This is a genomic window from Streptomyces sp. HNM0645, assembly GCF_030056615.1.
Lineage (GTDB): Bacteria > Actinomycetota > Actinomycetes > Streptomycetales > Streptomycetaceae > Streptomyces > Streptomyces marianii.
Map to the genome: position 1 here is coordinate 13,840 of NZ_JASHLT010000012.1, position 21,719 is coordinate 35,558.

The following is a 21,719-nucleotide window of genomic DNA, read 5'->3' on the forward strand; positions in this document are numbered from 1 at the left end:
AACGGCAACCCGCCGGCTTCTGCGCCTTTGGAAGGTCCGCGCCCCACGCCGGATCCGGGCGTGGACATGTCCACCCGAAAGTTCGACCACCTCACCCGAGTAAAGGGCGTGTCATGAAAGTTCTGATTGTTCTCACCTCCCACGACGAGCTGGGGGACACCGGCCGCAAGACCGGGTTCTGGCTGGAGGAACTTGCGGCACCGTACTACCGCTTCAAGCAAGCGGGCGCGCAGATCGTGCTCTCCTCGCCCCAGGGCGGCAGGCCACCGCTGGACCCCAAGAGCAACGAGCCCGACTTCCAGACCGACCAGACCCGGCGCTTCGAGGCCGACCCCGAGGCGACCCAGGCACTGGCGAACACTGTGCGCCTTGACTCGATCTCGGTCAGCGACTTCGATGCGGTCTTCTATCCCGGCGGGCACGGGCCGCTCTGGGACCTGGCCGAGGACACCGTCTCCGCGCGGCTGATCGAAACGGCGCTCCGTTCCGGCAAGCCGGTGGGACTGGTGTGCCACGCGCCCGGCGTACTGCGGCACACCGTCAACGATGACGGAACCGCGCTGGTCCCGGGCAGGAAGGTCACCGGATTCGCCAACTCCGAGGAGGAAGCCGTCCAGCTCAGCGACATCGTCCCCTTTCTGGTCGAGGACGAACTCACCCGGCTCGGAGGGGTCTACTCCAAGACCGACGACTGGCAGCCCTATGTCGTGCAGGACGGTCTGCTGATCACCGGGCAGAACCCGGCTTCCTCGGCTTCCGCGGCTGACGCCCTGATGGAACTGGCCGGCAAGGGCGGGGGTGAGCGCGCACCCCTTGGTGTGTGAGGCATGCGGGGCCGACCCTGCGGGGCGTCGGCGCCGGGAGACGGTGGGGACGCAGGCGGCTGAGGTGTTCGGGCAGAAGACCAGTCTGCGGAAGTGGCACGGCGCCTGCGGGTGAGCCGGAAGCCGGCCTGTCAGTGGCACCGGACGTGGGTGGGTGCGGTACGGCGGCGGTGGCCCCGGCCGGGTCATTGCGGGCCCGGACGCGGTGCGGCCGTCGAGCACCGTTCCGGGAAGCCTGCGGATCTGGAGCGGGCGCCGCTCACCTCGCGGCGCCCGCCCATCGATGTCCCCGTCTCCGGGGCCGGATGTTCCCCCTCGTGCTCAGCCGTCGGACGCGCTGTCCGCGTCGGCGTCGTCCGCGACGGATTCGGCGCCGTCCAGGAGCCGTTGCATCCGGGCCAGTTCCTCGGAATCCACGCTCTGCGTCGCACCACCGCCCTCGGCTGCAGGTGCGTCCCCGTCCCCGGCGGCCTCCTCGGGGACCGCCGTGGACGTGTCCCCCGGAGCTCGGGTGCTGCCCGTGGCCGGCGGATTCCCAGCGGTCTCCCCGCTCCCGTCGGCGCAACCGCCGAGGAGCAGGGCGGCCAGAGCCGCCACCGTGAGCGCGGCGGTCCGGCGGCGCGGGAGCGGCTGCATCAGTCGTCGCTCCCGTTCTCCTGGGCCTGGCACCACGTCTTGACCGCCGCCACGTCCTTCTGGCGCTGCCCAAGAGTCGTCTTCAGCGTCGTGCGGGCGGTGAGCCGGTTCTTGAGGAAGGTGTGGACCTCCGTGTGGCCGGCGTCCTCGGCAGCGGCCACGCGCTGCTCCAGCCGGGCCAGTGAACCGCGCTCGTCGGCGTCGCCGTTGATGCGCTCCAGAGCGCGCTCGATGCGCTTCTCGATCTTGGGGACGCGCTTGCACAGGGTTTGCGCGCCGTCGCCGGAGCGGGCGGTGTGCCCTGACGGCGTGCCGCCGTCGGCCACGGCAGCGCCGGCGCCGACGAGCAGGGAACCAAGGGCGAGGAAGGACACGGCGGCCTTCTTGAACGTCAACATGACAGTTCCTCCTCGAGCGGTTGCGGACGGGCGGGTTCCCGTCGGCAACGGACGTTAGGAGCGCTCTTTGTGGAAACCTTGTGGGCGCCCGCCGTCCGCCGGCTGCTCGGGCGACCTGGGGTGCGCGGCGGTCTCGATCATCCAGTCGCGGCGCGCGGGCGGCGGACCCACACCCACGCCGCCGTCACTGCCACCGCCGGGACCGCCCAGGCCGTCGGGCCCGCCGCCGGCTCCGGCGTCGCGAACCGGCAGCCGGACCTCGAAGCGGGTTCCGGTGCCGTCCGGCCCGTCCAGGACCCGGATCCGCCCCCGGTGCAGGGCGACCTGCTGAGCGACCAGGGTCAGCCCGAGTCCGGAACCCGGACTGCAGGGCCCGCGGTGAAACCGCTCGAACACGCTCTCGCGTGCGGCATCCGGAATGCCGGGGCCCTGGTCGTCCACGGTGAGGACCGCCGCACATCGTCCGTCCCGCTCCGCGCTGGCGCGCAGTGCCACGGCCACCTGTGCGGGGCGCGCCCCGTCGCGGCCGTGCAGGACGGCGTTGACCAGCAGGTTGTCGACGATGGTGCGCAGTCCCGGTTCCCAGCCGTGGATGGCCGGCACGGGCTCGCAGTCCAGCGCGAACGAGGTCTCCGGGTGCCTGCGGCTCAGGGCCGCAGTCGACGCCTCGGCGATCTCCGTCAGGTCCACGGGCCCGAAGGTGTCCGTCTCCACCAGGTCACCGCGCCCCAACTCGCGCAGCATCATCAGCAGCCCCAGCAGCCGCTCGTGCTCCTTGCGCAGGTCGTCCAGCACCTCGACCCGATCGTCCACGGCTATGTCGGGATGGTCGGCGAGGATGTCCAGATTGGTCCGCATGCTCATCAGCGGGGTGCGCAGTTCGTGTGAGGCCGCGGCGGAGAAGGAGCGGGCCGTGGCGAGTCCTTCGGCGGTACGGGCGGCCTGCTCGTCGTATCGGGCCAACACCGTCTGGAGGGTGCGGGCCAGGTCGTCCACCTCGGCGATCCCGGTCGGGGCATGCTCCAGGCGGGTCGAAGTGGAGCGCGGGTCGAGCCCGCTGGTGCGCTGCTGCAGGTGCCGCAGCGGCCGGGTGGCCCGGGCGGCCACGGCCCCGGCGAGGAGGCCCGCCAGGGGCGCGGTCACCCCGGCGACGGTGAGGACACGGGTGCGGACGACCCCGAGTTGTTCGTCGCTCGTCGTATCGGGAGAGAACAGCCACAGCGTGCCGTCCACTCCGTTGCGCCGTCCGGTGATCCGCACCGACAGGGCCCGCCAGCCGGTGTCCCCGTCCCGCACTGTGATCGGCTCGGGGGCGTCGTCGGGCAGCGGTACGGACACGTCGGGCTGCGGTCCGCCCGAGGCGGTCCCGTCGGGTCCGATCAGCCGGATGCCCACATCGAGTGCGGCGTTGTACAGACCGCGCTCCCGCGCGCGCTCCACGGCCGGAGCGCGGTCCGTCGCCACCGCCCGGAGCAGTCCGCGGGCGTTCCCGGCGACCACGGCGGCCCGTTCGCGCAGGTGTGCGTCCTGCTGGGTGTGCAGATCGGCCGCCACCAGTTGGACGAGCAGCCAACCGGCGCCCAGGACCAGAAGGGGGACGGTGATCCCCACGGCGAGGGCGATCCGTGTGGAGAGCTTCATGTGCGAGGAAGGCCGCAGGCGGGCAGGGAGTCTCACCGGCCTGCCGCCCCGGGGCCCGCGTCACGGGTGGTGCCTCCGTCGTCGCGCAGGACGAAACCGACTCCCCGGACGGTGTGGATGAGCCGGGGCCGGCCGTCGGCCTCCAACTTGCGGCGCAGGTAGCTGACGAAGGTGTCCACCACGCCCGTCCGGACGTCGAAGTCGTACCCCCACACCCGGTCCAGCAACTGGTCCCGAGTGAGGACCACGCCGGCGTTGCGGGCCAGTGTGCTCAGCAGCTCGAACTCCCGCCGGGTCAGCGGCAGCAAGACGCCGTCCAGTTGAGCCTCGCGGGCCGTGAGGTCGATGGTCAGGGGTCCGGCCCGCAACCGACCGGAGCTCTCCGGTGGTCGCCGGCGCAGCAGGGCCCGCAGCCGTAGCAGCAATTCCTGGAGTGCGAAGGGCTTGACGAGGTAGTCGTCGGCACCGACCTGGAGCCCCGCGATCCGGTCCGCGGTCTCGTCCAGGGCGGACAGCATCAGCACCGGCACGTCGTTGCCTTCCGCGCGCAGTGTGCTGCATACGTCGATGCCGCTGAGGCCGGGCATGGATATGTCCAGCACGATCGCATCGAGCGGGCCGTCGCCGATCCTGCGCAGGGCCCTCGGGCCGTCTTCCGCGAGCTCCACTGAGAAGCCGTTCAGGCGCAGCCCGCGGGCCAGCGACCGGCGGATCGCCGCGTCGTCGTCCACCACCAGGACGAGCCCTCGTTCCGCGTCCCCGGGACCGGGCATCTGCGCCTCCTGCCTCCGGACCCCTTTTGGGCCCTGTTCTCCGCCTCCCGCGGCGACCATCGTGCACCAGAGGACGGCTGCTGTCGGCAGCGTGGGGGGGGAAAGCAGCACAGTCACAGGGAATTCCCAGGCACGGCTCCTAGCCTCCGCTGCCATGGCACGTCATCGAACCCCTCGGCGGTCGCGTCCGTACGTCGCACTGGCTTCGGCACTCCTCTCCGTGAGCGCGGCGGCGGCCGTCGCCCACCAGGCCGGGTCCGGCCCGGCGGGCAGTGCCGTCCCGGCCGCCGCGATGCCGCAGCAGGCCGACGGCCAGGACCGGGCCGGTGGGGCGAAGGGCGAACCGTCCACGCAGGAGCAGCTCATGGCCGTCCTGGCGGAGGCGACGGACGCAACGACTGCCGGCACCGCGGGCCACGCCGCCGTAGCAGTCATGGACCTGACGACGGGACGGAGCGCAGCGGCCGACGACGGCCACGCATTCGCCACGGCCAGCATCGTCAAGGTCGACATCCTCGCAGCACTGCTCCTGACAGCCCAGGACGGGGACCGCGTGCTCACCGGCCAGGAGCGCCGGCAGGCCGCGGCGATGATCCAGGTGAGCGACAACGCGGCGGCGACCGCCCTGTGGGACGCCGTCGGAGGGGCGGACGGCCTGGCGCAGGCGAACCGGCGGCTGGGACTGTCGGAGACGACACCCGGTTCCGACGGGCTGTGGGGCCTGACCCAGACCACCGCGGCCGATCAGCTCCGTCTGCTGCGGGCCGTCTTCACCGACGACTCACCGCTCTCCTCGGCCTCCCGCGACTACGCGCAGCAGCTCATGGGCGGCATCGCCGCAGACCAGGACTGGGGCATATCGGCCGCGGCCGACGACACCTCCTCCGCCCGACTCAAGAACGGCTGGCTGTCCAGGAGCGAGACCGGGCTCTGGGTGATCAACAGCATCGGTGTGGTCGAGAAGGACGGCAACCGGTTCCTCGTGGCCGTCCTCAGCGACGACCAGCCCAGCCGAGCGGCCGGGATCTCCCTCGTCGAGACCGTAGCGGCCCGAGCCGTGTCCCTGCTCGCACCGGACAGCCCTTAGCAAGGCATGGTCGGCTCGCCCCACCTCGCGGACGACCTTGCTCAGGAGGTGTGGATCGCGGTGGTGCGCGGCCTGCCGCGCCTGCGGAAGCCGGAGCGGTTCACCCCGTGGCTGTTCACCGTCGCCCGGCGCACGGTCACCGACCACCTGCGCGGCCTGCAGAGCTCCGGCGACCCCCCTGGAGGAAGCGGCCGCCGTCATCGCCGACGACGGCGAGGCCAGCGGCGTCCTGACCACGGCGAACTCAGGGTCCCGTCCGAGCGGCAGGGCCTGGCTCCGGAGTGTCCTCGCCCTCCAGCGCCGTACCGAGGTACCACCGGGCCTCGTCCTGGACGATCGCGACACCCGTCCCCACCATGACGACCCCTCACCACGCCCTCCAGGCCCGCACGGACGTCCCACGAGCCGTCGCAACCCCGCCACCGCCAGACCGGAAGGGACCGTGACCCCGGACAGGAAGCCGTACGCCGTGGGCAAGCCGGGGCCCGGGGAAGGGCCGATCACCGGCGAGGCCCTGTGGTCTTCACCCACCCCTGCAGGCAGGGGGCAGCACCCGTCAGCGAGTCCGCCTGTCACTCACCCCCGGGCGGTACTTGCGCTGCCCACCGCACCTGGCAGGCCGACCCGACCTCCTCGGACCGTGGAGTCGACGAACGGTCACGAGGCCGCGGCCACCGCCATGCGGCGCTCAGCCGGGCCGGCGCGCAGGAGGTGCTCGGTGGGGCCTTCGTCTCCCCGGCGGCGGACGAAGGGAGGTAGGGCTGGGGCACCGTGTCGTCCACGGTCAGGACTTTGTTCACGCGTGGGTACGGCCACGTGGCGTCGGTGGCCATCCGTCCTGACCAGCGGTTCGGGCCGTCGCCGCGGCACGTCGAGCAGCGTGTCGCCACAGATCGCCCGCAGTCCGCCCACCACAATCGGTTCGACATTTCGAGAGTGACGATCGTGGTGGGGCATTGGGAGTGTTCGAATCCGGGAAACGGCGCACGCGGCAGCCGCGTCCACTGCGGACAACCATGGGAGTGCTCCAACTCGGGATGCTCGTGGCCGCCTTCGACCAGACGGCTCTCGGTGTCGCCCTGCCCAACCTCGTGGCCGACCTCGGAGGCGTGCACGACCTGGTATGGGTGGTGGGGGTCAACCTGCTGGCCGCCACTGTCTCCGCCCCGCTCTGGGGCAAGTTCGGCGACATGTACGGCAGGCGGCGGGCCCTTCAGGCCGACCTTCTCATCCTGCTGGTGGGCTGCGTCCTGGCGGGCGCCGCCCAGAGCATGACCCAACTCATCGTCTTCCGGGTCGTCCAGGGCCTCGGCAGCGGCGGACTGGTGGTGCTTTCGCTGGCCGTGGTCAGCGATCTGGTGCCGCCGGAGGACCGGGGACGCCGACAGGGTTCCCTGAATGCGATGTTCGCCATCGGCACGGGTCTCGCACCGCTGGCGGGAGGCCTTCTCGCACAGTACGCCTCCTGGCGCTGGATCTTCTACGGTACCGCCGTCCTCAGCGCCCTCGCGTTCATCGGCAGCAGCGTTGCCCTGCGCGTCCCCGAACCGCACGGGGTGCGCCGCGGCTTCGACTACATCGGTCTTGGGCTCCTCGCCGCCCTCAGTACCTGCCTGCTGCTGAGCGTCTCCCTGGGGGGTCCGTCCTGGAAGGCCTGGCAGGTGATCGCGTACCTCGTGCTCGCCGTCATGCTCGGTGGGCTGTTCCTGGCCCGCGAGCGCAGGGCGCCACATCCCCTGATGCCTCCCAGGCTGTTCGGCAGCACCGTCTTCGCGCTCCTGGCCGCGGTCGCGTTCCTCATGGGTGCCGCGAAGGCCGCGACGTCCGTCTACCTCCCGCTGTTCCTCCAGATCGCCATGGGCTCCAGTCCCTTCGGCACGGGCCTGATCATGGTGTCGCTGGTCGTCGGGATCACCGCGGGATCGCTGGCAAGCGGAGAACTGGTCAGCCGGACCGGACGCTACAAGCCGTGCCTGATCGCCGGCACCGGCCTGACCTCCGTCGGGCTCGTACTGACCCACCTGCTGGACGCGCGGAGCAGCAGTTGGACGGTCGTCGGCTCACTCGCCGTCTTCGGTGTCGGCTTCGGGCTCACGGCTCCGATCCTGACCCTGGCGGTGCAGAACGCGGTGGGGTACGAGGACCTCGGCGTGTCCGTGTCCGGCATCGGCTACTTCCGGTCCCTGGGCAGGACCCTCGGCGTCGCCGTCGTGGGCACGGTGTTCGCCGTCCGGCTGGGGCACAACCTCGCGGAGGAAGAGGCCATGCGCGATCTCGACATCGCCGCGCTGCGTGCCGTTCCGACCCTGCTGGACGCATACACGCTGTCCATCAGGGAGACGTACCTGGGGTCCGTCGGCCTGGCGCTCATCGCCTTCGCACTGTCGTGGTTCCTGCGGGAGATCCCACTCCAGCCCGGTGCCACTCCCCCGGAGACCGCGGACCCGCTCCGCACCGCACCGGTCCCCCGCACGTCCATCGAGGAGGTGGAGCGCATCCTCTCAGCGGCCGGCAATCGGCAGGTACTGCGCAGCCTCTTCACCCGGATCGCCGAGACCGCCGACGTCCGACTGCCGCCCCAGGCCTGCTGGCTGCTCATCACGGCGCTCCGCGAATCGCCCTTGGACCTGCGAAGGCTCAAGCAGCACAGCGTGGTCGACGCGAGCATCATCGGCAACGCCGTGGAGGCGCTCGAAGCCCACGGCCTCGCCAGGGCCTCCGGCACCACCCTGGTCCTCACCGGAGAGGGACGTGAGGTCGCCGCGCACCTGACGGCCTCGCGCCGACGCATACTGCACGATGTCGTCGGCACCTGGGCCACGGAGGAACATGCCACCGTCGAGGCCCTCCTGGAGCGGCTCGACAAGGCGCTGACCGGCCAGGACGACCTCCCTCCGGGGTGACCACGCAGTGCCGCCGCATCGCCGGACCGGGCTCGCCGCAGCGGGCACCCCCGGCCCTGCACCGTCAGGGGACCTGCGGCCACGGACCGACGGGAACCCTGACATACGGGCGGTGGGCACCTTGTGCGCCGAGAAGGACTCCCCGACGTCGATCGGGCCTTCGTCGCGCGAACCGCACCGGAGACGTGCGGAGCACGTTCTGCCCCGCCTACCAGCGGTCGGCTTCGTCGACCGTGGCGACGCCCTCGTGTCCGCCCACGGAAGCCCGCCGAGGGCCGCCCTTCCGGCCGGTCCCCGTCATGTGCGCGTCTCGCTACGCGGCGTCGAAGCCCATCGCGAAGGTGATGCTGGAACCGGCGGCGTGCCGTGCGATTTCCATACGGTCGGTCAGCTCGCGGACAAGCCAGAGGCCCCGGCCGTTCGAGGCGTCCGGAGAGGGCAGCGTGCGCGGAATCATTTCTTCGCTGAGGCCGGGCCCTTCGTCGGTCACCCGGCAGCACACACCGTCTGCACTCCGGTAGAGCCTGAGGGTCCCCTCGCCTCCCCCGTGCCGTACGGCGTTGCACATCACCTCGTGCGCGGCCAGGACGAACTGGGCGCGGCGCTGCTCGGTGAGGGTGGTCGTGGACATGTGGAGGTCGACCTCGATGCGCACCCTCGCCAGGTCGGCGGCGTGGAACCGCGACTGCAGAAGCAGCTCTCCTTCGTCCTGGGTCGCGATGGTCTGGGCGGTCATCGCGTGGCTCCCTCGCTCTCGACCAGGACCAGAGCTTCGATCTGACGAGCTCCGAGGCGGCGGAACAGCTCTGCGTGGAACGGGGTGCAGTGAACCTCCAACCGCTCACGCGGGCCGCACCGTTCGACCTGTCGCAGTACTTCCGCCGCGCAGGTCACGGACAGGAAGGTCAGCGGGGTGAGGTCGACCGTCAGCGGCTCGTCACGGCCGGGGCCGGCAAGCGCGGCCTGGAAAGCGGCGTTCCACTGCTCTCGGGTTGACCAGTCCGCTTCGCCGACCAGTCGCAGCCCTTGGTCGGAATGGGAGGCTCCCAGCTGCCCCGGCTGCTCCAGCAGGGCGACGGGGTGCCCCAGGCGCATGGCCTCCACCGTCTCGGGAGCGAAGCGACGGCGGTCGTACGTGCAGATCTCCGCGTATCGGCAGTCTGTGAAGAGGGCTTCGGCGTGGAGTTCGCGGTGCATGACGCCCTCGATGTCCATCTCCAGGTCCTGAACCCAGGCCATGTCGATGACCGACCGCAGCCCGGTGTACCCGTCGGCGAGGGCCCGTTCGGTCTCCTCCCTCAGGCGCCCCAGCTGCCGCTCCGCAGTGAAGTGCCGTTGGGGATGGATCAGCTCGCGCATGCTGGTGAACTCCAGCTGGCCGTGTTCCCGCGCCGCTTCGGACGACGACCCCGCATGCGGAAACAACCGCTGGAACACCTCGTCGTCCGAGACGGCGGGATCAGCCAGGACGACGACCTTCTCACCACGCGCCAATCCGAGCTGCGCGAACACTCCCAGCACACCCCAGCGCGCCTGATCGTCCGCGTAGTGCGCAAAAGCATGATCCCCCAGCCGCATCTGCTCCACCGCCAGAGTACGAGCATCCACTGGAACGGCCACGGCCACCTCCCTCCGCCCGACCGGCGTCACCAGCTCAATGAAGAGCCACCACAGCAGTGATAAGGACAGCGACGCTATAGCGCGACAAGCCGGGAGGGGCCGCAGGACCGCTACCGATCGAAGCCGACGCGAAGAGGTCCGAACCTGAATCACAAAGCCCACAGAACCTTCGATCTGCGTACCATCGCACTCAGGCTCATCGAGAACGGCCAGGTCAGGGTCGCCGGGGTATCGCCACAGCCGGCGAAGAAGCGGGGTCACCTGGAGTACCACGCCGTACCCTCGCTCCTGGTCGACGACACCGGAGCGCCACTCGCGCAAGTGGCAGCCGCGTTGGCAGTTGACACGGCCCTCCGCTGTCGCGGTGGTTCGGGGCATGGCTTGCCCTCCTGCGAACGGGAGGCGACTCCGGCCGCCCGACCGCACCCGGTCGGGGCCCTCGGAGGTTGCTGAGCTCTGCATCACAAGTCGAGGAAGGGCTGTCCTACCGGCCGGCCGCCGGCCCTGGTCCTGCGCGGTGAGCCGCCAGAACGCTCTATGCCGTTCGAGACGATCCGCCGAGCACCTCGGACGCCTCCACCAGCCATGCCCGATCCGGTGAACTGCTCGCGAGGTTGGCTCCTCACCGGGCGGGGAGCTCCACCTCCACCGAATGAGTGGACCTCATTTCGAACCACCTCACCCCTCACCTGCGAGATCGAGTCGAACAACTTCCCAAAGAGTGTGTTTCGGGGCAATCCGCATCACCACGGGATCCGAATGACATGCGTCAGGCCCACAACGGGCGCACACAACAGGGAAAGTGAGCATCTGTCATGCGTAAGGTCCTGCGTACTGCCGTCGTCACCGCCGTACTCGTACCCGCCGCGATCGCTTCCGTGGGAGCGGCCAGCGCGGACGGCTACGGGCAGCACACCACGGCCGCCGGCCCCAACGGTGCGGTCTCCAGCCACGTCATGAGCGGCACCAGCGCCAACGGCGGCACCTACTACATCGAGCGCAACAGCATGGCCGGCCCCGACGGAGCGATGAGCTCCAGCACCCACAGCGTCGCCGACGGCAGCATGGGCAACCGCATGGGCGGCGGACTGAGCGGCGGACTCCTCGGCCTCGGCCGGCTCCTCGGCTAGCACATGCACCGGGCCACCAGGCGGCCCTCACACGGCGGCGGCCCCACCACCGGACGGGACCGCCGCCGTTCCCACGGCGATCCTCGGACCGCCAAGTCGACGGAGCCGAGAGGCGTCATCTCCTGCCGCTGGTCCACGACGGGGAAGGAGCGGGGCCTTTCCCCCGGACACACTGGAGATGACCGTGTGGAGAAGCCGGACCGAGAAGGACTCCGGTCTCGGTCGTCGCCGCGTTCGCGGGTCGCCATGCGTCGCTCGTCGTCATCCCCGACCCGTTCGGCATCAGCCCCACCACCGCTGAAACCCGGGCGAACTGCGCCAACGACAGCCGGGCGGTGCGCATCGGCGCGGCGGACGCCCGCCTACTGCCCACCTCTCCCCAACTCAGTTGGGGCCGAGAGGACGAGCCTTCCATCGTGGACTTCGGCGACCTGGTGGACGGCGGTGAGGTGAGTGGGGTCGTGGGTGACCAGGACGGTGGCGGTGGCCTGCCGGTGGGTGAGGCCGGTGATCAGGTCGAGGACTGCTGCGCCGCGTTCGTGGTCGAGGGCGCTGGTGGGTTCGTCGACCAGGAGGACGGTGGGGTCGTTCATCAGGGCCCGGGCGATGTTGACGCGCTGGCGCTGGCCGCCGGAGAGCTGGTGGGGGCGGTGACCGGCCTGGTCGGCGAGACCGACGGCGTCGAGGAGTTCCATCGCCCGGGTGTGGGCGGCGCGCGGGTTGCGGCCGTCGATCTGCGCCATGACCTGGAGTTGTTCGGCGGAGGTGAGGGAGGGCAGCAGGTTGGGCTGCTGGAAGACGATGCCGATCTTGCGGCGGCGCAGTTCGGTGAGTTCACCGCGGGTGAGGCCGGTGGTGGTCCGGCCGTCGACGGTGACGGTGCCGGTGTCGGGGGTGATCAGGGTGGCGGCGACGGCGAGGAGGCTGGACTTGCCGGAGCCGGAGGGGCCCACCACGGCGGTCATAGTGCCCCGGGGCACATCGAGGGTGACGTGGTCGAGGGCGGTCAGGCGGGTGTCGCCGTCGGGGTAGGTGAGGGTGATGTCGGTCAGGTTCAGACTCATCGGGCGGTCCCCAGGGCGGTCAGCGGGTCGACGGAGGTGATGCGGCGGATGGACAGGGCGGCGCCGAGCGCACCGAGGAGGATGATCACGACGGCCGGGACAAGGACGGTCGCGGGGGTGAGGAGGAACGGCACAGCGCTGTCGGACAGCAGGGCACCGAGGGCGGCGGCGATGCCGGTGCCGAGCAGGGTGCCGCCGGCGAGCAGGACGATGGCCTGTCCGAGGGCGTCCTTGAGCAGATTGCCGGTGGAGGCGCCCAGAGCCTTGAGGACGGCGACGTCGCCGCTGCGCTGGATCGTCCAGACGGTGAAGAAGGCACCGATGACGAGGGCGGAGATCGCGAACAGGAAGCCGCGCATCAGTTGCAGGGAGCCGTTTTCGGAGGCGTAGGAGCCGATCGCGGACAGTGAGTCTTCGGTGGAGACCGTCTTGGTGCCGGCCCGGTGGTCGGTGACCGCCGTATCGGCCGTGGAGATGGTGTTCAGGGCGATGACGGTGGCCCTCGGGACCTCCCCGCTGCCGACCGGCGGCGCGATGTTCTGCCAGGTGCTCAGGCTGGTCCAGATCACCGGGGCGTGGCTGAAGTGGGCGTCGCCCTCGACGGCCGCCACCGTCAGCTGCCGGCCTGCCAGGGTGAGGGAGTCGCCGGCCTGCACTCCGAGGTCGTCGGCGGCTGCGGTGGACAGCACCGCCACCCTGTCAGTGATCTCGTCGCTGCGCGGGGCGAGGCTCGAGCCCGGCTCGACGCCGAAGGCCGAGACCCCGGTACTTCTGTCCCCGGCCGTGGCCTTGGTGGTGGTGATCCCCAGCGGTTCGGCGCTTTCGACGCCGGGCGACTCGGACCACTGCTGCCACTGCCGCCGGGTGACGGTGGAGTTGGAGTACGACGGGTCCTGCCCGCCGGTGGGCGCCTGGAAGGCGATCTTGTCGACGGGCAGCCGCGTGATCGCGGAGACGTTCTGCCGGCCCAGTCCGGCGGTCAGTCCGGACAGCAGTCCGACCAGCAGGGTGATCAGCACGATGACGGTCCCCATCAGGGCGAAGCGCCCCTTGGCGAACTTCAGGTCTCTCCAGGCGACGAACACGTCCTTGGCCTGCCCTTTCCGGCGGTGGAAGCGGTACGACCCCACCGTCGCAGCCGGCCCCCTGCGTGCGCGTCCGGCGCAGGACGGCACTTGGCGGGCCGAAAAGTCGGCACGCGGGTTCCAACTTTCGATGGAGGCCCCAGGGCGCCGGCATCCGTAACCTGGGACGCACTGTGAACCCCGCTGCCCCCGCCCTGACCCCGACCACCCGAGCATTGGCCTGGTGCCTGCACCTGCTGGTCATCGGCCTGCTCGCCCTGGCCGCCGGCCGGGCCGTGGCCGACAGCCGGCCCCATGCCGGATTGATCGTCGCCGCGTCGGCAGCGTGCGGCCTGGTGTACGCGGCCGGGCCGGTGCTGCCGCCCGTGCGCCGTTCACGGCGGGCCGCCGCACTGTGGCTGACCTCCGTGGGCGCCTGCTGGCTGGCGCTGCTCGCCCTGTCCCCCGACGCCGTGTGGGTGGCCTTTCCGCTGTACTTCCTCCTGCTGCACCTGCTGCCCCGCCGCGCCGGACTGACGGCGGTGGCCGCCACCGCCGCCGCAGCCATCGCGGGCTTCGCCGCCCACCAGCACTCCTTCAGCCCCGCCATGGCCATCGGCCCCGCCCTCGGCGCGGCCGTGGCGGTCGCGGTGGTGTGGGGGTACCAGACCCTGTACCAGGAGAGCGAACACCGCCGCAGACTGATCGAGGAGCTCACCGCCACCCGCGCCGACCTGGCCGCCGCCCAGCACACCGCCGGTGTGCTGGCCGAACGCGACCGGCTGGCCCGTGAGATCCACGACACCCTCGCCCAGGGCCTCTCCAGCATCCAACTGCTGCTGCGCGCAGCCGAACGAGCACTGCCCCACGCGCCGCAGAACGCCGCCCGCCACGTCGACCAGGCCCGGCAGGCCGCCGTCGACAACCTCGCCGAGGCCCGCCGCTTCGTCGCCGCCCTCACCCCTCCCACGCTGGAAGGCACCACCCTGGCAGGCGCCCTGGAACGCCTGTGCACCACCACGTCCGCCCGGCACCGGCTCACCGCACGCTTCCACCTCACCGGAGACCCCGCCCTGCTCGCCACCGCACACGAGGTAGCCCTGCTGCGCATCGCCCAGTCCGCCCTCGCCAACACCGTCCGCCACGCCGAGGCCACCACCGCCGAAGTCACCCTCAGCTATCTCGGGGACCGCGTCGTCCTCGACGTCCTCGACGACGGACGCGGCTTTGACGCCGCCCGCCTGCCTGCCCCCGATCTCGAGGCCGGCGGATTCGGACTGGCCGCCATGCGCGCCCGCGCCCATGCCCTCGGCGGCACCCTCACCATCGAATCCGCCCCCGGCCTCGGCACCGCCCTGGCCGCTCGACTGCCGTTGCCGTCCCCGGCCACGACCCGTCCCGAGGCCCGCCCGTGACCGACGACGCCCCCATCCGCCTGCTCCTGGCCGACGACCACCCCGTGGTACGGGCCGGACTGCGCGCGGTGCTGGAAACCGAGCCCGGCGTCGTCGTCGTGGCCGAAGCCGCCACTGCCGAGGACGCCGTCAGCCGCGCCGCCGGAGGCGACATCGACGTCGTGCTGATGGATCTGCAGTTCGGCAAAGGCATGGGCGGTGCCGAAGCAACCGCTCAGATCACCGCCCGGCCGGGGGCGCCCCGCGTGCTGATCGTCACCACCTACGACTCCGACGCCGACACACTGCCCGCCATCGAAGCCGGCGCCACCGGCTACCTCCTCAAGGACGCCCCGCCCGAGGACCTGGCCATCGCCGTACGCACCGCGGCCACCGGAGGCACCACATTGGCACCCACCGTCGCGGACCGGCTGATGAACCGGCTACGCACCCCCGGCACCGCTCTGACCCGGCGCGAGACCGAAGTCCTCGTCCTGGTCGCCGACGGCCTGTCCAACCAGGCCGTCGGCCAGCGCCTCCACCTGACCGAAGGGACGATCAAGTCCCACCTCGCCCGCATCTACACCAAGCTCGACGTCGACTCCCGCACCGCCGCCGTTGCCACCGCCACCGACCTCGGCCTGATCCGTCGCTGACCGGCACTCGGTCGAAGACCTCCGCGCGGGCGGTGGCCCGGCCGGGCCAGGTGCGGCTGCCGATCTCTTCAACGAGCAGGGCCCGGAAGCTCTTCGCGGCGGGGGCGGCCTGCCGGTCGCCACCGGCCTGACCAGGTACTACGAGAAGAAGACGCCGCAGCGCAGCAGCACATTCGCGTACGGCGACGCCTCCCCGGTGCGTACGACGAGCCGCGCGCCCCCCGACAGCCCCTTGAGCCGCTCGTGCGGTACGAGGCCGAGCTCGGGGAAGCGCCCGTCCAGCAGCGCGGCCGCCTCCGGATTGGCCCGCCGTACCTCCGTCGCCGCGGTCGCGCCCTCCACGACCAGTTCGGCGAGCAGCCCGTCCAGCACCTCGGCGAATGACGGCACCCCGGCCCGGAAGGCCAGGTCGACGACGCGTGGCCCGCCCGGGATCGGCATCCCGGCGTCACACACCAGCACCTCGTCGCCGTGTCCCAGCTCCGCGAGAGCCCCGGCGAGATGACGGTTGAGGATCCCGGCCTTCTTCACAGCGCGGCGACCTCTTCCGGCGTCGGATAGGACCCCTGCGCTCCCGGCTTCGTCACCGCCGCGGCCCCGACCCGCGTCGCGTACGCCGCCGCGTCCGCGAGCGCGTCGCCCTGCCCCAGCCGCCAGGCCAGCGCCGCCGTGAAGGCGTCGCCCGCGCCGGTGGTGTCGACGGCGTCCACCTTCACCGCGGGCACCATGGCCGCCCCCTGCGTCGACGCCACCAACGCACCCCGCGCACCCAGCGTCACGACCACCGAACGCGGCCCGCGCGCGAGCAGGATCCGCGCCCAGTCGGCGGGCTCGTCACCGACCGGCTCGTCACCGAGGATCACCCTCGCCTCGTGCTCGTTCACGATCAGCGGGTCGCACGCCGCCAGCACCTCCGGCGGCAGGGGGCGCGGCGGCGACGGATTCAGTACGAAGCGGGTGCCGGGCGCCAGGCTCCGCACCGCTTCCGCCACCGTCTCCAGCGGGATCTCCAACTGCGCCGACACCACGCGGGAGGCGCGGAGGAGGCCCCGCGCCGCCCGCACGTCCCCTGGCGTGAGCTTCCCGTTCGCCCCCGGCGACACGACGATGCTGTTGTCACCGGACGGGTCCACGGTGATCAGCGCGACGCCGGTCGGCGCGCCGCCGACCAGCACGCCCGCCGTGTCGACCCCGGCCGCCCGCTGCGCGTCGAGCAGCAGCCGGCCGTACGCGTCGTCACCGACCCGGGCCAGCAGAGCCGTACGCGCTCCCATCCTGGCGGCCGCGACTGCCTGGTTGGCGCCCTTGCCGCCCGGATGGACGGCCAGATCGGAGCCGAGCACCGTCTCCCCCGGCCCCGGCCGCCGCTCGACCCCGATCACCAGGTCGGCGTTGGCCGACCCGATGACAAGGAGGTCGTAGTCGTACATGAAAGGTCTCCCCTGATACCCGTACCTGGATTTGCGACTGGAGCCCGAAGCGTCGGCCGGCGACGGACGTGGGACGTCAGCCGCCGAAGCCGGCCACGTTCTCCTTGGTGACCACCTTCACCGGCACCTTCACCGTCGCACTCACCTTCTCGCCCTCGGCGGCACGCAGGGCGTTGTCCACGGCGATCCGGCCGAGTTCCCTCGGCTGCTGGGCCACCGACGCGTACAGGGTCCCGTCCCCGACCGCCTGCAGCCCGTCCGGCGTACCGTCGAAGCCGACCACCTGGACCGACGTACCGGCCTTCGAGCCCAGTGCCTTGATCGCACCGAGCGCCATCTCGTCGTTCTCGGCGAAGACGCCGTCGATGCCGGGGTGCGCCTGGAGGAGGTTCGACATCACGTCGAGGCCCTTGGTGCGGTCGAAGTCGGCGGGCTGCTTGGCGACCACCTTGATGCCCGGGTATGCCTTCAGCCCTTCGGCGAAGCCGGCGCCGCGCTCCCGGCTGGCGGAGGTACCGGCCTGGCCCTGCAGGATGACGATCGTGCCCGTGCCGCCGAGTTTCTCGGCGAGCGCCCGGGCCCCCAGCTCGCCGCCCTCGACGTTGTCGGAGGCGACCAGCGCGGCCGTCTTCGCCTTGGTGACGCCCCGGTCGACGCCGACGACGGGAATGCCGGCACGGTTGGCGGCCCGTACCGCCGGGCCCGCCGCGTCCGAGTCCACCGGGTTGACGACGATCGACGCCAGGCCCTCGCTGGTGAAGTTCTGCAGCTGGTTGGCCTGCTGCGAGGCGTCGTTCTGCGCGTCGGTGACGGTGAGGTCGACGCCGAGCTTCTTCGCCTCGGCCTCCGCGCCCGCCCGGATCTGCACGAAGAAGGGGTTGTTGAGCGTGGAGAGCGACAGTCCGATCTTCTGCTGCGCGGCCGTCGACGAGCCGCCGTGCAGCAGCGAGGTCGCTCCCACGACCGCGGCCGCGACCACGGCGGCAAGGAGGTACGTGACCGCTTGCCTGCCCTTGCTGCCGCCCCCACCGGCACCCACCGGAGTCGCCCCCGCCTTGCGCCGCACGGTGTCGAGCAGCACGGCCAGCGCGATGACCACGCCGATGACCACCTGCTGCCAGAAGGCGGACACCGAGAGGAGGTTGAGGCCGTTGCGCAGCACCGCCAGGATCAGCGCACCGATCAGTGTCCCGGACGCCTTGCCGGTACCGCCCGCGAGCGAGGCACCGCCGATGACGACGGCCGCGATGGCGTCCAGTTCGTAGCCCTGCGCGGCCTGCGGCTGCGCGGAGGACAGCCGGGAGGCGAGCACGATGCCCGCGGCGGCGGCGAACAGCCCGGACAGCGCGTAGATGGCGAGCTTCTGCTTCTTCACCCGCAGCCCGGACAGCCGGGACGCCTCCTCGTTGCCGCCGATCGCGTACATGGACCGCCCGATGTACGTCCGCCCCAGCACGAACGCCGTGATCAGACCCATGACGACCATCACCAGCACGGGCACCGGCAGCCAGCCGCCGAGTGTGTCGCCGAGGTGCGAGACCGATTCCGGAAAGGCGATCGGCGTGCCCTGAGAGATGACCAGCGACAGCCCGCGCGCCACGGACAGCATGGCGAGTGTCGCGATGAACGGCGGGAGTTTGCCGTACGAGACGAGGAAGCCGTTGACCAGGCCGCAGGCTATGCCGGTCGCGACGGCCAGGATCACCGCCAGGGCGACCGGTACGCCCTCGTTGGTCGCGCTCCAGGCGAGGACGGTGGCGGACAGCGCGGCGACGGAGCCGACCGACAGGTCGATACCCGCCGCGACGATGACGAAGGTGACGCCGAAGGCGAGGATCGCGGTGACGGCCGCCTGGACGCCGATGTTGAGCAGGTTGTCCGTGGTAAGGAAGTCGCCGGACAGCGCCGACAGCGCGACGACGAGGACGATGAGCGCGGTGAGCGCCCCGTTGTCGAGCAGCAGCCGACGCAGCCCTCCGGGGCCGGCGGCGCCACCCGCGCCCGCGGAGCTCTTGATGGTGTCAGTGGCCACGGGTGGCCTCCGTTTCCGTAGTGGGGTTGCTGACGGCGAGCGCCATCACTGCGTCCTGGGTCGCCTCGTCGGCGGGTAGCTCGCCCGCGATCCGCCCGTGCGCCATCACCAGCACCCGGTCGCTCATACCGAGCACCTCGGGCAGATCGCTGGAGATCATCAGGACGGCGGCGCCGGCGGCGGTCAGTTCGTTGATGAGCTGGTAGATCTCGACCTTGGCGCCGACGTCGATCCCGCGCGTCGGCTCGTCGAGGATCAGTACCCTGGCGTCGGCGAGCAGCCACTTGCCGATGACGACCTTCTGCTGGTTGCCACCGGACAGGGTCCGCACATGCTGGCCCAGCCCGGCCATCCGCACTCCGAGCTGCTCCGCTATCCGCCCGGCGGTCTCCCGCCGGCCCTTCAGGTCGACGAGCCCCGCGCGGGTCGCCTTCCGCAAGGTGACCAGCCCGAGGTTCTCCTCGACGGAGGCGTCGAGCACCAGCCCCTGCCCCTTGCGGTCCTCGGGCACGAGTCCGATCCCGGCGGCCATGGCGGCGTTGACGTCATGGCGCTTCACCGCGGCACCACCGGCCCTCACGGCCCCCTTGTCGTACGGGTCGGCTCCGAAGACGGCCCGCACCACCTCGGTACGACCGGCTCCGACGAGCCCCGCGATCCCCACCACCTCACCGGCCCGCACCTCGAAGCTCACGTCATGGAAGACCCCGTCCCGCGTGAGCCCCTCGACGGTCAGCAGCGCGACCCCGGCATCGCCCCGTTCCCGCGGGTACTGCTGCTCGATCGACCGCCCCACCATGAGCCGTACGAGTTCGTCCTCGCCGGTGGAGGCAGGCACCTGACCGACGGTCTTCCCGTCACGGATGACCGTCACGCGATCCCCGAGGGCGGCGATCTCCTCCAGGTGATGCGTGATGAACACGACCCCGACACCGTCCGCCCGCAGCTGCCGCACGATGGCGAACAGCTTCTCGACCTCCTCAGTGGTCAGTACGGCGGTCGGCTCGTCCATGATGAGCACGCGCGCGTCGAGACTGAGCGCTTTGGCGATCTCGACCATCTGCAGCCGGGCGATTCCGAGTTCACGCACGCGCGCGCGTGGGGACACGTTCACGCCGACGCGCTCGAGCAGTTCCTCGGCGTCGGCCTCCATCCGCTTCCGGTCGACCATCCCGAGCCGCCTGGGCTGCCGCCCGAGGTAGATGTTCTCGGCGACGGACAGATCGGGAACGAGATTGAACTCCTGATAGATGGTGGCGATCCCGAGTCGCTCGGAGTCGCGCGCACCATTGATGTGCGCCTCCTCACCATCCACCAGGATCCGCCCGGCATCGGGCGTGTAGGCACCGGAGAGCATCTTGATGAGCGTGCTCTTGCCGGCCCCGTTCTCGCCGAGCAGCACATGCACCTCACCCCGGCGCAGATCGAAGTCGACGCCGTCGAGCGCGACCACGCCGGGAAAGGTCTTGCGGATGCCCTCGATACGCAGCAACTCGTCCGGGTTGCTCACGGCATACTCCTTCGTACGGGGGACAGGGGCGGTACGGCTGAGGGGGGCTCGCCGCACGAACGGCGTACGACGAGACGGGCGGAAAGGGTTACGGACTCACCCGGCCGCCCCTCGATCCGCGCGACCAGCGCGCGCACCGCGGCGCGCCCCAGCTCGCCGGTGGGCTGGGCGATGGCGGTGATCGGCGGATCGGTGTGCACGAACCACCGGATGTCGTCAAAGGCGGCGAGCGCGAGGTCGTCGGGAACGCGCATCCCACGCGCGCGCACGGCGTCCAGGGCGCCGAGTGCCATCAGGTTGTCGGCCGCGAAGACGACCTCGGGGGGCTCGGGCAGGTCGAGGAGGCCCTCGGTGACCCGGCGCCCGCTCTCGGCCTGGAAGTCTCCCTGGCCTATGTAGGCGTCGGGGAGGTCGAGACCGTACGCGCAGAGCGCCTCCCTGAATGCCTCCACGCGCTCCCGTCCGGTCGTGGTCGCGGCGGGTCCCGCGATGATCGCGAGGCGCCGGTGCCCGAGGCCGTACAGATGCGCGACCAGGTCCCGTACGGCCGCCCGCCCGTCCGCACGCACCACGGGCACGTCCACACCCGGGATCCACCGGTCCACGAACACCATCGGCGTCCCCGCGCGAGCGGCGTCCAGCATCAGCGGAGAGCCACCGTCGGTGGGGGAGACGAGGAGGCCGTCGATACGGCGGTCCAGCAGGTTCCGTACGTGGTGGTCCTGGAGGTCGGGCCGCTCGTCGGCGTTCCCGATGATCACGCTGTAGCCGAGCGCGCGGGCCTCTTCCTCGACGGAGCGGGCCAGCTCGGTGAAGTACGGGTTGAGCACATCGCTGATGACCAGGCCGAGGGTGTGGGTCTGGTCGGTACGCAGGGAACGGGCGACGGCGTTCGGGCGGTAACCCAGCGTCTCGACGGCGGCCAGCACGCGCGAGCGTGCGTCCGCACTGACCGACGGATGGTCGTTCAGGACACGCGAGACCGTGGCGACGGAGACGCCCGCCTCGGCGGCGACGTCCTTGATACTCGCCATCGCTGGTCCACCTCTCTTGTGGAATGACGCATGGAATCGATTACATGATCTGCGCAGGGAAGATTGGAATCGATTACACGGGAGGTCGGCAAGGGGGTGGTGAAGGACGAGACCGGATCGTGACCCCGCCGTCGCGGACCTGCAAGAGAGCCTCCGGGCCCGGCACGACCGTGGCCCCTGCCGAAGGGAGGCAGGGGTGGTGTGCAACGCAAGCTCGCGATGTTCCCGTCGCCGCGGCGGCCCCGCATCGGGCGCGAGCCGTACTGTGCCGCCCCTTCCGCCTCGAGACGGCCGCCGCCCTGACCGGCCTCCGTAGTGCGCCGTGAGCGACCAGGTCGCCCGCGCCGCCGGTGCGGCCCGCTACCACGGACGGCGACGAGGGCGCACGGGAACCGAGTCCCGCACCGCACGGCCCCGCAGCCCCTCGCACAACGCGGCTGCCTGCGCCTAGTACTCCAGTCTGGTTTCGCGATCTTGCGGCGGACCCGGCTGGGATCGGGTACGGCCACCGCGTGATCATCGG

The 21,719-nt window shown here is 71.3% G+C and carries 20 protein-coding genes; 7 read left to right on the forward strand and 13 right to left on the reverse strand.

Going from position 1 to position 21,719, the window contains the following annotated elements:
• Positions 1 to 113: 113 nt before the first annotated feature.
• Positions 114 to 824 carry a type 1 glutamine amidotransferase domain-containing protein gene (locus QMZ92_RS09650; protein WP_283296829.1) on the forward strand — a complete coding sequence of 237 codons (711 nt, stop codon included), beginning with the start codon at positions 114 to 116 and terminating at the stop codon, positions 822 to 824.
• A gap of 321 nt (positions 825 to 1,145) precedes the next feature.
• On the opposite strand, the gene QMZ92_RS09655 is transcribed toward QMZ92_RS09650, so the two are convergent.
• From QMZ92_RS09655 to QMZ92_RS09670, 4 genes are read right to left on the reverse strand one after another with little or no spacing between them, the layout of a single operon-like run.
• Positions 1,146 to 1,460: a hypothetical protein gene (locus QMZ92_RS09655; RefSeq protein ID WP_283296830.1), complete on the reverse strand. Its 315-nt coding sequence runs from the start codon at positions 1,458 to 1,460 to the stop codon at positions 1,146 to 1,148.
• On the reverse strand, positions 1,460 to 1,858 hold the full coding sequence (locus QMZ92_RS09660) for a hypothetical protein (protein ID WP_283296831.1): 399 nt from the start codon (positions 1,856 to 1,858) through the stop codon (positions 1,460 to 1,462). Before QMZ92_RS09660 ends, QMZ92_RS09655 begins: the two co-directional genes overlap by 1 nt.
• A gap of 54 nt (positions 1,859 to 1,912) precedes the next feature.
• Positions 1,913 to 3,499 (reverse strand): sensor histidine kinase, encoded by a 1,587-nt coding sequence (locus tag QMZ92_RS09665; protein WP_283296832.1) that lies wholly within the window; start codon positions 3,497 to 3,499, stop codon positions 1,913 to 1,915.
• Positions 3,500 to 3,531: 32 nt separating this feature from the next.
• Positions 3,532 to 4,272 carry a response regulator transcription factor gene (locus QMZ92_RS09670; protein ID WP_283296833.1) on the reverse strand — a complete coding sequence of 247 codons (741 nt, stop codon included), beginning with the start codon at positions 4,270 to 4,272 and terminating at the stop codon, positions 3,532 to 3,534.
• Positions 4,273 to 4,426: 154 nt separating this feature from the next.
• On the opposite strand from QMZ92_RS09670, the gene QMZ92_RS09675 reads away from it, so the two are divergent.
• The 3 genes from QMZ92_RS09675 to QMZ92_RS09680 all read left to right on the forward strand — a co-directional run bounded on the left by QMZ92_RS09675 (position 4,427) and on the right by QMZ92_RS09680 (position 8,262).
• Entirely contained in the window at positions 4,427 to 5,359 is a 933-nt protein-coding gene (locus tag QMZ92_RS09675) for a serine hydrolase (RefSeq protein WP_283296834.1), read from the forward strand.
• Positions 5,360 to 5,365: 6 nt separating this feature from the next.
• Positions 5,366 to 5,719, forward strand: coding sequence for an RNA polymerase sigma factor (locus QMZ92_RS36310; RefSeq protein WP_502962027.1), 354 nt, complete (start codon positions 5,366 to 5,368; stop codon positions 5,717 to 5,719).
• A gap of 656 nt (positions 5,720 to 6,375) precedes the next feature.
• Complete coding sequence (locus QMZ92_RS09680; protein WP_283296835.1) at positions 6,376 to 8,262, forward strand: MDR family MFS transporter; 1,887 nt, start codon at positions 6,376 to 6,378, stop codon at positions 8,260 to 8,262.
• Between the two features lie 313 nt (positions 8,263 to 8,575).
• Here QMZ92_RS09680 and QMZ92_RS09685 read toward each other — a convergent pair whose 3' ends face one another.
• Together QMZ92_RS09685 and QMZ92_RS09690 are read right to left on the reverse strand one after the other, a co-directional pair.
• Positions 8,576 to 8,998 carry an ATP-binding protein gene (locus QMZ92_RS09685; protein WP_283296836.1) on the reverse strand — a complete coding sequence of 141 codons (423 nt, stop codon included), beginning with the start codon at positions 8,996 to 8,998 and terminating at the stop codon, positions 8,576 to 8,578.
• On the reverse strand, positions 8,995 to 9,882 hold the full coding sequence (locus QMZ92_RS09690; RefSeq protein WP_283296837.1) for an MEDS domain-containing protein: 888 nt from the start codon (positions 9,880 to 9,882) through the stop codon (positions 8,995 to 8,997). Before QMZ92_RS09690 ends, QMZ92_RS09685 begins: the two co-directional genes overlap by 4 nt.
• Before the next feature lie 815 nt (positions 9,883 to 10,697).
• On the opposite strand from QMZ92_RS09690, the gene QMZ92_RS09695 reads away from it, so the two are divergent.
• Positions 10,698 to 11,012 carry a hypothetical protein gene (locus QMZ92_RS09695; protein WP_283296838.1) on the forward strand — a complete coding sequence of 105 codons (315 nt, stop codon included), beginning with the start codon at positions 10,698 to 10,700 and terminating at the stop codon, positions 11,010 to 11,012.
• Between the two features lie 362 nt (positions 11,013 to 11,374).
• Here QMZ92_RS09695 and QMZ92_RS09700 read toward each other — a convergent pair whose 3' ends face one another.
• The gene (locus QMZ92_RS09700; RefSeq protein ID WP_283296839.1) at positions 11,375 to 12,076 is read right to left on the reverse strand and encodes an ABC transporter ATP-binding protein; all 702 of its coding nucleotides are present in this window, start codon (positions 12,074 to 12,076) and stop codon (positions 11,375 to 11,377) included.
• Entirely contained in the window at positions 12,073 to 13,161 is a 1,089-nt protein-coding gene (locus QMZ92_RS09705) for an ABC transporter permease (RefSeq protein ID WP_283296927.1), read from the reverse strand. Before QMZ92_RS09705 ends, QMZ92_RS09700 begins: the two co-directional genes overlap by 4 nt.
• Positions 13,162 to 13,334: 173 nt before the next feature.
• Between QMZ92_RS09705 and QMZ92_RS09710 the strand changes: the two genes are divergently transcribed.
• Together QMZ92_RS09710 and QMZ92_RS09715 are read left to right on the forward strand one after the other, a co-directional pair.
• Positions 13,335 to 14,555 carry a sensor histidine kinase gene (locus tag QMZ92_RS09710; protein WP_283296840.1) on the forward strand — a complete coding sequence of 407 codons (1,221 nt, stop codon included), beginning with the start codon at positions 13,335 to 13,337 and terminating at the stop codon, positions 14,553 to 14,555.
• Positions 14,552 to 15,190 (forward strand): response regulator, encoded by a 639-nt coding sequence (locus QMZ92_RS09715; RefSeq protein WP_283296841.1) that lies wholly within the window; start codon positions 14,552 to 14,554, stop codon positions 15,188 to 15,190. Before QMZ92_RS09710 ends, QMZ92_RS09715 begins: the two co-directional genes overlap by 4 nt.
• A 138-nt stretch (positions 15,191 to 15,328) precedes the next feature.
• Here the strand turns inward: QMZ92_RS09715 and rbsD are convergent, their stop codons facing one another.
• The 5 genes from rbsD to QMZ92_RS09740 form a co-directional block, all read right to left on the reverse strand.
• On the reverse strand, positions 15,329 to 15,721 hold the full coding sequence (gene rbsD, locus QMZ92_RS09720; protein WP_283296842.1) for a D-ribose pyranase: 393 nt from the start codon (positions 15,719 to 15,721) through the stop codon (positions 15,329 to 15,331).
• Positions 15,718 to 16,620: a ribokinase gene (locus tag QMZ92_RS09725; protein WP_283296843.1), complete on the reverse strand. Its 903-nt coding sequence runs from the start codon at positions 16,618 to 16,620 to the stop codon at positions 15,718 to 15,720. Before QMZ92_RS09725 ends, rbsD begins: the two co-directional genes overlap by 4 nt.
• 76 nt (positions 16,621 to 16,696) lie before the next feature.
• Positions 16,697 to 18,652, reverse strand: a complete 1,956-nt coding sequence (locus tag QMZ92_RS09730) for an ABC transporter permease/substrate-binding protein (protein WP_283296844.1) — start codon at positions 18,650 to 18,652, stop codon at positions 16,697 to 16,699.
• Entirely contained in the window at positions 18,642 to 20,162 is a 1,521-nt protein-coding gene (locus tag QMZ92_RS09735) for a sugar ABC transporter ATP-binding protein (RefSeq protein WP_283296845.1), read from the reverse strand. The genes QMZ92_RS09730 and QMZ92_RS09735 overlap by 11 nt, the downstream gene beginning before the upstream one ends.
• Positions 20,159 to 21,196 (reverse strand): LacI family DNA-binding transcriptional regulator, encoded by a 1,038-nt coding sequence (locus QMZ92_RS09740; RefSeq protein ID WP_283296846.1) that lies wholly within the window; start codon positions 21,194 to 21,196, stop codon positions 20,159 to 20,161. The genes QMZ92_RS09735 and QMZ92_RS09740 overlap by 4 nt, the downstream gene beginning before the upstream one ends.
• Between the last annotated feature and the right edge of the window lie 523 nt (positions 21,197 to 21,719).